This is a genomic window from Mangrovibacterium lignilyticum (assembly GCF_010882175.1).
Classification (GTDB): domain Bacteria; phylum Bacteroidota; class Bacteroidia; order Bacteroidales; family Prolixibacteraceae; genus Mangrovibacterium; species Mangrovibacterium lignilyticum.
In genome coordinates, this window is the sequence record NZ_WKLH01000003.1 from 807232 (window position 1) to 818098 (window position 10867).

10 protein-coding genes are annotated in these 10867 nt (G+C 43.5%); all 10 read left to right on the plus strand.

Features of this window, described 5'->3' with window-relative positions:
• The first annotated feature begins 19 nt into the window (after positions 1 to 19).
• The 10 genes from GJV22_RS17580 to GJV22_RS17625 all read left to right on the plus strand — a co-directional run bounded on the left by GJV22_RS17580 (position 20) and on the right by GJV22_RS17625 (position 10103).
• A complete protein-coding gene (locus GJV22_RS17580) occupies positions 20 to 346 on the plus strand; it encodes a P-II family nitrogen regulator (protein WP_163716915.1) in 327 nt (108 codons plus the stop codon).
• 20 nt (positions 347 to 366) lie between these two features.
• Positions 367 to 741: a P-II family nitrogen regulator gene (locus tag GJV22_RS17585; protein ID WP_163716918.1), complete on the plus strand. Its 375-nt coding sequence runs from the start codon at positions 367 to 369 to the stop codon at positions 739 to 741.
• Positions 742 to 756: 15 nt separating this feature from the next.
• Complete coding sequence (nifD, locus tag GJV22_RS17590) at positions 757 to 2394, plus strand: nitrogenase molybdenum-iron protein alpha chain (RefSeq protein WP_163716921.1); 1638 nt, start codon at positions 757 to 759, stop codon at positions 2392 to 2394.
• A gap of 15 nt (positions 2395 to 2409) precedes the next feature.
• Complete coding sequence (nifK, locus tag GJV22_RS17595) at positions 2410 to 3792, plus strand: nitrogenase molybdenum-iron protein subunit beta (RefSeq protein WP_163716924.1); 1383 nt, start codon at positions 2410 to 2412, stop codon at positions 3790 to 3792.
• A gap of 186 nt (positions 3793 to 3978) precedes the next feature.
• Entirely contained in the window at positions 3979 to 5307 is a 1329-nt protein-coding gene (gene nifE / locus GJV22_RS17600) for a nitrogenase iron-molybdenum cofactor biosynthesis protein NifE (protein ID WP_163716927.1), read from the plus strand.
• An 82-nt stretch (positions 5308 to 5389) separates the two neighbouring features.
• Positions 5390 to 6802 (plus strand): nitrogenase component 1, encoded by a 1413-nt coding sequence (locus GJV22_RS17605; protein ID WP_163716930.1) that lies wholly within the window; start codon positions 5390 to 5392, stop codon positions 6800 to 6802.
• Positions 6803 to 6835: 33 nt separating this feature from the next.
• Positions 6836 to 8095 carry a nitrogenase cofactor biosynthesis protein NifB gene (gene nifB, locus GJV22_RS17610; protein WP_163716933.1) on the plus strand — a complete coding sequence of 420 codons (1260 nt, stop codon included), beginning with the start codon at positions 6836 to 6838 and terminating at the stop codon, positions 8093 to 8095.
• Positions 8096 to 8206: 111 nt separating this feature from the next.
• The gene (locus tag GJV22_RS17615; protein ID WP_163716936.1) at positions 8207 to 8512 is read left to right on the plus strand and encodes a (2Fe-2S) ferredoxin domain-containing protein; all 306 of its coding nucleotides are present in this window, start codon (positions 8207 to 8209) and stop codon (positions 8510 to 8512) included.
• Complete coding sequence (locus GJV22_RS17620) at positions 8512 to 9645, plus strand: homocitrate synthase/isopropylmalate synthase family protein (protein ID WP_163716939.1); 1134 nt, start codon at positions 8512 to 8514, stop codon at positions 9643 to 9645. The genes GJV22_RS17615 and GJV22_RS17620 overlap by 1 nt, the downstream gene beginning before the upstream one ends.
• Positions 9646 to 9704: 59 nt before the next feature.
• On the plus strand, positions 9705 to 10103 hold the full coding sequence (locus GJV22_RS17625; RefSeq protein ID WP_163716942.1) for a hypothetical protein: 399 nt from the start codon (positions 9705 to 9707) through the stop codon (positions 10101 to 10103).
• Positions 10104 to 10867: the final 764 nt, after the last annotated feature.

A 10867-nucleotide genomic window follows, 5' to 3' on the forward strand; every position in this document is an offset into this window, starting at 1 on the left:
AAAATAGGAGAACACAGATATGTTAATGATAAGAGCAATCATCCGCCCCGAAAAATCAAGCAAAGTATTGACAACTCTTTTTGAAGCTGGCTACCCTGCAGTAACAAAAATTCCGGTTGTTGGTCGTGGTAAACAAAGAGGTATCAAAATTGGTGATGTTACCTACGATGAATTACCAAAAGAAATGTTGATCGTGGTTGTAAAAGACGAAGACAAAGACTTCGCAATCAAAGCAATCATGGAATCAGCAATCACAGAACCTAAAGGAGCATTCGGTGACGGAAAGATCTTTGTGACTCCGGTGGAGGAAGCTTATACCATTAGCCGTGGATCTAAAGAGTTATAAACCCTAAAAATTCCACGACTATGAAAATGATATTAGCGATTATCCGAATTGATAAAATGAACGCGACCAAGAAGGCTTTGTCAGAAGCAGGTATTACCTCAATGACTGCTACCGGAAAAGTCTTCGGACGTGGAAAAGGCCTGTGGGATGCTAAGGTGTTGGAAGGTGCAAAAAACGACCAGCCCGAAGCATTGGAACTTCTAGGAAAAGAACCAAGACTCAGACCTCAGCGTGTTTTAAACATTGCTGTTTCTGATGAAAACGTTCAAACTACAATTGACACAATCATCGAGGTGAACCAAACACCATCTCCAGGCGACGGAAAGATCTTCGTGATGCCTTTAGGTGAAGCAGTTCGCGTTCGCACCGGTGAAACAGGTACAACAATCCTTTGAAAAAATTGAAAAGTTATGGTTAAGAAAAAAGATTATACAAACGGATTGCCGGATCCAGCCCCTTTAAAAGAAGAAATTCTTGCGAAGTATCCGCGCAAAGTCGCTAAAAAACGCGATAAGTCAATGGTCATCAATGATCCTGAAGCTGATCAGGAGATTTTGGCCAACGTCCGCACCATCCCTGGAATTATTACACAACGCGGTTGTACATACGCCGGTTGTAAAGGGGTAGTATTAGGACCAACACGTGACATTATTAACTTGGTTCACGGACCAATCGGCTGTAGTTTCTACGCCTGGTTAACTCGTCGTAACCAAACAAGTGTTCCTGAAGGTGGCGATAACTTCATCACTTATTCATTCTCAACCGATATGCAAGATGAAAACATCGTTTTCGGTGGAGAAGCAAAATTGAAAGAAGCGATTCGCGAAGCATACGAAATGTTCAAACCAAAAGCTATTGGCGTATTCTCTACTTGTCCGGTAGGTTTGATCGGTGACGACGTTCATGCAGTTTCTCGCGAAATGAAAGCTGAATTAGGAATCAATATCTTCGGTTTCAGCTGCGAAGGATACCGCGGTGTATCTCAATCAGCAGGTCACCACATTGCCAACAACCAGGTATTTAAAAACGTGGTTGGTAACAACGACCGTCCTCGCGAAGGCAAATTCCAGGTTAACCTGTTAGGAGAATACAATATTGGTGGTGATGCTTTTGAAATCGAACGTCTGTTCGAAGAAGCAGGAATCACATTGCTTTCTACTTTCTCTGGTAACTCTACTATCGAAAGCATGGAGTATTCACATACTGCAGACTTGAACATGGTAATGTGTCACCGTTCTATCAACTACATCGCTGAGATGATGGAAGAGAAATACGGTATTCCTTGGATCAAAGTAAGTTTTGTAGGTGCTGAACCTGCTGCGAAGTCACTGAAGAAAATCGCTGAATATTTCGGAGATGCTGAATTGACGGCCAAAGTAGATGAAATCTGCGCACGTGAAATGGCTAAAGTTAACGCTGTTAAGGAAACTGTTAAGCCTAACGTTGAAGGTAAATTGGCGATGATGTTCGTAGGTGGATCTCGTGCTCACCACTACCAGGATTTGTTCAAAGAATTAGGAATTCGTGTTGTATCTGCCGGTTATGAGTTCGCTCACCGCGATGACTACGAAGGACGTAAAGTAATTCCAACGATCAAGATTGATGCGGATACCCGTAACATCGAAGAGATTGAAGTTACTAAAACTGAAAACGCAGAACTTTGGAGAGAAGACCTGATTGCTAAAAAAGCAGCTCTTGAAGAAGGTGGCTATAAGTTCTCTGATTACGAAGGAATGATGCCTGAAATGAGCAAGAATTCATTGGTAATTGATGATGTGAACCACTGGGAAACTGAAAAGTTGATTGAATTCTACAAGCCTGATGTATTCTGTGCCGGTATTAAAGAAAAGTATGTGGTACAAAAATACGGCGTCCCTCTGAAACAGTTGCACTCTTATGACTACGGTGGCCCTTATACTTGTTTTGACGGTGCTATCAACTTCTACAAAGAAATGCAACGCATGTTAGATACGAAGATCTGGAAACTCGTGGATGCCCCATGGAAAAACGAGCCGGAAATTGTTGGAAGTATGACTATTGAAGCTTAATAAGGAGGATTAATCATGTTACTAAAACATACCACAGATAAAGTAAAAGAGCGTAACGCGCTCACGGTAAACCCCGCGAAAACTTGTCAGCCTGTTGGTGCAATGTATGCCGCATTAGGTGTTCACGGTTGTTTACCACATAGCCACGGATCTCAAGGTTGCTGCTCTTATCACCGTACTGCCCTGACCCGTCACTATAAAGAGCCTGTAATGGCTTCAACCAGTTCGTTTACTGAAGGTGCTTCAGTATTCGGTGGACAAGCTAACTTGCTGACTGCTGTTGACAATATTTTCCAAATTTACGAACCGGAAATCGTTGCTGTTCATTCAACTTGTTTGTCTGAAACAATTGGTGACGACTTAGGTCAGATCGTAGCAAAAGCTCGTGACGACGGTAAAGTTCCAATGGGAAAACATCTTGTTCAGGCTTCAACACCAAGTTATGTTGGATCTCACGTAACTGGATTTGCCAACATGTTGGAAGCATTTGTAAAATACTTCCCTGAAAAAACAGACGAGAAGAAAAGACAATTGAATATTCTTGCTGGCTGGGTAGAACCATCAGATATGCGCGAATTGAAACGCATGTCTGCGATGATGAAAGTTCAAACTGTATTGCTTCCTGATACTTCAGATGTGTTGGATACACCAATGGACGGAACATACACGATGTACCCAAAAGGTGGAACAACTATTCCTGAAATGGTGAGCATGGGCGACAGCATGAAAACCCTGGCCTTAGGCGAATGGGGAACTGACAAAGCTGCCAAAACATTGGACAACAAATGTAAAGTGCCTTTCGATATGTTGGATCTTCCTGTCGGATTGCGTGCAACTGACCGCTTCATCCAAGCTATGGCTACAGCTGGAAAAGTATCAGTTCCTGAAGCAGTTTCAGCAGAGCGCGGTCGTTTGGTTGACGTTATCACTGACATGCACCAGTACCTTTACGGAAAACGTGTTGCAATCTTCGGTGACCCGGACAACATCATTCCATTGATCGAATTCATGGTTGATATGGATATGAAACCGGTTTACATTGTATCAGGAACTCCAGGTAAAAAATTCGCGAAACGTATGGAAGCAATTCTTGCTGAGCGTGTACCTGAAGCCAAATACAAAAACGGACCACAAGCTGACATGCACTTGATGCACCAATGGATCAAAGAAGAACCAGTTGATTTGATCGTCGGTAACACTTATGGCAAATATATTTCTCGCGACGAAAACATTCCTTTCGTACGGATGGGCTTCCCAATCCTTGACCGTGTTGGACACAGTTATTTCCCAACAGTAGGTTATATGGGTGGTATCCGTATCCTCGAGAAATTCCTCAGCGCTATCATGGACAAGCTCGATGCTACTTCTCCGGAAGAATCTTTCGAACTGACTATGTAAGAAGTTCTCAAAGATCGCAGGTCTGTTTCGATTCAATCACAACAGATCTGTGACTTTAAAATACATCCTTCTCTTCAGCCAATCGAAGGATCCAGGGAGACATCCCTTTAGAATATGTTCTTCATAATGTCAAAATGTGAGGGGAGGCAACCCGCAGCCTCCCTTTCATTTCTAAAAACTAACGCTATGGATGCATTTATAAATGACAGACAAAATCAAATCCTCACCAAGGGGACAGATGATGCAGCGATTGCTTGCGGGAAAGCCAGTGTGGCCGGTTCGGTCAGTCAACGGGCATGTGTGTTTTGCGGATCGCGGGTAGTTTTATACCCCATTGCCGATGCGCTCCATCTTATCCACGGGCCGGTAGGCTGTGCAGCTTACACCTGGGATATTCGGGGGTCGCTTTCATCGGGACCACAAATTCACCGATTGAGTTTTACAACTGATCTAAAAGAAAAAGAAGTAGTCTTCGGAGGCGAAGAAAGATTGTACAAAGCTTTGATCAGTTTAATTGAAACCTATAAGCCGAAAGGCGCTTTTGTATATGCCACCTGTATTGTGGGTGTGATTGGCGACGATGTTGAAGCAGTGTGTAAGCGGGTTACACGCGAAACAGGCATCGACGTAATTGCAGTCATGTCAGAAGGATTTAATGGAACAAAAAAAGATGGCTATAAAATAGCCTGTGGAGCGCTCTCCAAATTAATCGGAACAGACACCACTTTTAAAGCCCCTGAATATAGTTTGAACATTCTCGGAGATTTCAACCTGGCTGGTGAACTCTGGATGTTGGCTGAATACTATAAAAAAATGGGTGTGAATCTGGTAGCTGCGATGACCGGCGACGGTCGAATCGATGATCTAAGGAAAGCGCATACCGCTCAGTTAAACGTCGTTCAGTGTTCTGGATCGATGATTGGACTGGCAAAAGAAATGAAAGAAAAGTACGGCATTCCGTTCATGAAAGTCTCTTATTTCGGAATTGAAGATATGTCGGACGCACTTTACGAAGTGGCCAAATTCTTCAAATCAGATGAGATGATGGAAAAGGCCCGGACTTTAGTGAAAGAAGAACTCAGTGAATTGTTGCCAGCATTGGCACAATATCGTCAAAAGCTGGAAGGCAAAAAAGCAGCGATTTATGTGGGAGGAGCCTTTAAAGCAATTTCATTAGTAAAAGCACTCCGTTTAATCGGAATGAAAACTGTTGTGGTTGGCTCCCAAACAGGAAACGTTGATGATTACAATCTACTGAAAGAAATGTGTGACGATGGAACCATCATTGTTGATGACTCCAATCCGAACGAACTCTCTGAATTTGTGAAACAAACCGGAGCAGACCTTTTTATTGGCGGTGTTAAAGAAAGACCAATCGCGTACAAACTCGGACTTGGTTTTTGTGACCACAATCACGAAAGGAAAGAAGCTCTCGCGGGATATGAGGGCATGCTCAACTTTGCAAAAGAAGTACATGCTTCAGTTTGCAGCCCGGTTTGGCAATTCATGAAATAAGACATCGGGCAGAGCACAAGGTTTCTATTTGGCGGAACTTGGAACTCGAAACCCGAAACTTGAAAATTTAAAACTGAAGAACATGTTTGAAAATGCTCCGATTATAAAATCGACAAAAGAATTTACAGCTACTCGGAATGCCTGTAAGCTCTGTGCTCCGCTCGGTGCCAGTGTAGCTTTCAAAGGAATCCGGGGTTGTGTCCCCATCATTCATGGTGGACAGGGCTGTGCAACCTATATCCGGCGCTACCTCATTAGCCACTTTAAAGAACCGGTAGATATCGCTTCCTCAAACTTTACCGAAGAAGCAACCGTTTTCGGCGGCGGCGCCAACTGTCACACGGCTATTAAAAATGTTATCGGGCAATATAAACCCGAAGTTGTAGCGCTGACAACCACTTGTCTTTCTGAAACCATTGGTGATGACGTGAAAATGTATATTCACGAATTTGAGAGAGACAATCAATCGATTAAGGATCTTCCTCGTTTTGTAACCGCTTCAACTCCCAGCTATCAGGGGTCGCACATGGATGGATTCCATGAGGCAGTAGCATCGGCAACGAAAACCTTTGCTAAAGGCGGTGAGAAAGGAACTCATATCAATATATTCCCCGGTTTTGTATCAACCGAAGATTTACGCCAGCTCAAATATCTGTTGAGTGATTTCGGAATCGATTACGTGATGGTTCCCGATTATTCGGAAACGCTCGACAATCCGATCTGGAATACTTACAAGCGGATTCCGGAAGGTGGAACACCGGTTGCTAAAATTGAAACCTGCGGAACAGCAGCTGCTTCAATCGAGTTCGGTACCATCTTGAACTTTGGTGCGCTCTCCGGAAGGGTAAAAAACAATAAGCTTTCGGCTACCGGAGCTCATTACCTGGAAAACGAATTCGGTGTAAAAAATTATCGCATGCCTCTTCCAATCGGAGTTAAGAACACCGACCGCTTTATAAAAGCACTGGAAGAAATTACCGGCAAGGAATTGCCAATTCGTTACCAGGGCGAACGCGGTAGATTGATCGACTCTTATGCTGACGGGCACAAATACATTTTCGGAAAGAAAGCAGTCGTTTATGGTGAAGAAGATTTTGTAATAGCCATGACAACGTTCCTCGACGAAATTGGTGTTGAAGTGATTTTGGCTGCCACCGGCGGCGAAAGCGGACGTTTGGAAGAACAAATCCGTGAAAATTGCCCCGAGCGTGGTGAGCAAATCCTGGCCAAAAACATGTTCGACTACGAAAAAATTCGGGAGTGGAGCATCGATAACAAACCAGATCTTCTTGTTGGAAACAGCAAGGCTTATTATATCGCACGCGAGTTGGATATTCCAATCGTACGTTGCGGATTTCCGATCCATGATCGGATTGGCGGACAACGCATCAAACACCTAGGTTACTCCGGTACGCAGGATTTATTTGACCAGGTTGTAAACGCCATGATTCAATATAAACAAGACCATTCGGCGGTCGGCTATAAATATATGTAGAACCGGGCACAAGCCCTTTTAAAACTCAGAGCTATGATTGATATTGAAAAACATCCGTGTTTTAGCAAAGAAGCTAAAGGAAAATATGCCCGGGTCCATTTGCCTGTAGCGCCAAAATGTAACATCCAATGTAACTATTGTAAGCGCGATTACGACTGTGTGAATGAAAGCCGCCCTGGTGTAACCAGTAAGGTACTGTCGCCGGAACAGGCATTGACTTACCTGGTGAAGTTAAGAGAAAAAATGCCTCACCTGTCAGTTGTTGGTATCGCAGGACCTGGTGATCCGTTCGCCAACCCTGTTGAAACGATGACAACATTGCGTTTGATTCGCAGAGAGTTCCCGGACATGATTTTGTGTCTGTCGTCAAACGGATTGAATGTTGCTCCTTATGTTGAAGAGTTGGCAGAACTGAAAGTTAGTCACGTAACCATTACGATGAACGCTTTCGACACTGAAGTAACGAAAGACATTTACAAATGGGTCCGGTTAGACAAACGCGGTTATGTTGGCGTTGAAGGCGCCAAAATTCTGTTGGAAAAACAATTGGAGGCGATCAAATTACTTAAAATGCACAACATCACTGTGAAAGTGAATACGATTGTCATTCCAGGAACCAACGATCATTTGGTTGGTGATATCGCCAAAACTGCCAAATCGTTGGGGGCTGACTTGATGAATGCCATTCCTTTATTCCCGGTTGAAGATACGCCTTACGAGAATTTGGTAGAACCTTCAGCAGCAATGATGAAAGAAGTTCGTGCAAAAATCAAAGAACATATCAAACCAATGACACACTGTGCGCGCTGTCGTGCTGACGCTGTCGGTTTGCTTGGTAAAGATGACCCTGAAGCTGCGAAATTGTTGAATGATATCGCGAACATGACGGTATCAATTGATGAAACCCGTCCTCACGTGGCTGTTGCCAGTCAGGAAGGATTGTTGGTAAACCAACACTTAGGCGAGGCGGACTTCTTATATATCTATAAAGAAACGTCTTCGGGATACCGCATGATAGAGAAACGTCGCACGCCTGCGTCAGGAACGGGTAACACTCGTTGGGAAGCACTGGGCGAATGTTTAAATGACTGCCGTGCGTTGCTGGTTGGCGGAATCGGACCTTCACCGTCCTCAATTATTGGCCGCACAGGGATCAAAATTGTTGAAATGACTGGTTTGATTGACGATGGAATGGACGCTATTTATAAAGGAAAATCGCTGAAAACCGTTAAAAAAGCGGATGTGTTCCGTTGCGGAGCCGAATGTTCAGGAAGTGGAACAGGCTGCGGTTGATCATTCACGAGACCATATTATTATTTGTTCATATAAAGAAACATGCTCAATCCCTCCCATGTGGAGGGGTTTTTAAAAGCCCAAAATCATAACCCTTAAATATAATACACCATGAAAAAACCTGAATACCACATTTTAGTTTGCAACTCGTACCGCGTTGCAGGCGATGCCAAAGGCTATTGTAACAAAAACGGCGCAGCTGATCTGATTCAGTATATCTCGGAAGAATGTAACGACCGTGGTTTGGATGTTGCTGTTTCTTCTACTGCTTGTTTGAATGTTTGTTCTCAAGGACCAGTAATGGTCATTCAACCGAACAACCTATGGTACGGTGGAATTACAGAGGAACGCATTGATGAGATTTTAGATGCTTTGGAAGAAGGAGAATCTGTTGAAGAATATTTGATCAGCGAATAATGATTGCGAAATCTCTCCATATAATTGATACAACACTCCGGGATGGCGAACAAGCCCCCGGGGTTGTATTCAGTTTTGATGAGAAACTGAGAATCGCCGCGTTGCTTGACGATGCGGGTGTGAAGGAGCTTGAAGTTGGTACGCCAATTATGGGGGAGTGTGAGCAATTGGTTATTCGTGAAATTATTCGTTCTGGTTTTAATTTTAAATCGACCTGTTGGGGCCGCTCAACCGAAGAAGATATGGTGGCTGCTGAGCTAACAGGTGCGAGCCGGATGAATATTTCCTTTCCGGTTTCCGATATTCAGCAAGCGGCTATAGGTAAAAGTCGTTCGTGGGTAATGGACCGGGTGAAACCGATGATGGCATTTGCCCATCAACGTTTCAACTTTGTTGCTGTAGGTGCACAGGATGCTTCCCGCGCTGATCGTACTTTCCTGAAGGAATTTATTTCAGCATGTTTGGCCGAAGGAGCACACCGGATTCGCATTGCCGATACGGTGGGAACCTTGAACCCACTCTCAACGATGGAACTTTTTACTTGGTTAACAGGTGAATTTCCGGGTGTTGAATTTGAGTTTCACGGGCATAATGATTTGGGTATGGCAACTGCCAACACCGTTTCTGCTGCTTTGGCCGGATGTCATTCTGCAAGTTTGACCGTAAATGGGTTGGGTGAACGTGCCGGAAATGCCTGCCTCGAAGAAGTGGCCGCTGCTATGAAGGTATCGGTAAATAGCGATTGTGGCATTCGTTTGGATAAATTACAGGAGCTGTGTAAAGCTGTTGAGTCAGCGTCATTACGGAAAATTCACGATTCGAAACCAATTGTAGGCGAAATGATCTGTCGGCACGAGTCGGGAATTCATTGTCGTAGCTTGGTCAAAGATCAGATGAGTTACCAGGCATTCAACCCTGAGTTATTTGGTCGGAAGACTGAATTGGTATTTGGAAAACATTCGGGTAGCGGAGGCCTGAATCATTTTCTGACATCAAAAGGCATATTTTTGGCCAAAGAACAGTTGGCCGAGGCGATGTTTAAAATGAAAGACGCAGCCAGACGTGCTAAGCGAGCTTTCGACTACGAAGAGGCAGCCATTATGATGAACGCTGCAATTAATGAGTCAAAATAATCACACTATATATAATATATAGGTAGACATTTGAAGTTAACCCCATAAAATAAAATGCGATGGTAGAATGGAGCGGATATTTTAATGAAGGTGTTTCGTATTATAACGCAACGATTGGCGGAATAAAGAAAGGTAGAAAATTAGGGAATGCAGTTTACTACAACTTGGTAGGGCTGGCGTTGGAGAGTTTCCTTACGGCTGCAAGTGCTAAAGGCGGCGAACTGCCGGAGCATTCCACTGTGTCGAGCATGTTGCGTGGATTGAAGAAAAAGCATGAAGTACCGGAGTCGTTTACAGATGAGGCTCGCTTTTTTAATCGGTTCATGAATATGTGTTCGCTGGAGATTATGGAGATAAAAGAGCCCAGTGATGAAGATATAGATCGCCTGGCCAAATTTGTTGGAGATGTGAAGGAGTGGACAGAATCGATCCTTGGAGAAACTTGTTCTGTTGATTAATTCCCGTCTTTTTCTGTTTGAAATTGTGCACAGGTAGGCGTCCGTTGGTTTGCTTCGGAGGTCGAAATAGTATATTGCCGGTATTTGAACTGCTTTTTAAGTGGCGCAAATACCTTTTTTTATGCCTTGTTTTTCCATTCTCGTTGTTTAAGCAGGTTGTTTTCGGGATTTTTATCCGGCAATTTTAATTGGTGAGTATTCCATTTTTAGAGTCGAGAAGCGTATTTCAGCATGGTTTGCGATTGATGGTCGATTTTGTCGGAAAAATATTGTCGTCGTAAGACGTTGGATTTCATGTCACAACAAAGGGTGGGTGATTTGTGTGTGAAAAAAAGGTTGCAATAGTGTTGCAGAACAGAAAAGAGTCTCTATATTTGCACCCGCTTTGAGAAACAACGGTGCTACACCGAAAGAGCTGAAAGCCGCGTTCTATAAGTGTTGTAAGGCAAAAAGGCTGAAAAAAATACTCCAATTTATTTGGAGAATGAAAAAAGCTGATTAACTTTGCCGCCCCGCAGACAAGAAAGGGAGACCTGGAGGGTTTGAGGGAAACAAAACAGACGTTCTTTACCTGGAAAGGAAAAGCCGGAAGAGTTTTAAGTATTAAAGCTTAGGACGGTAAAAACGGGAAAGGTAAAAAAAAAGAACAACAAGTTCATTGACAAGATTGAAAAGGTAGAAAGATAAGGAAGATACGCTATCAACAAAGAGTTTTATCTACAAGAGCTAGACAAGATTAACAATTTTATTTACAACGAAGAGTT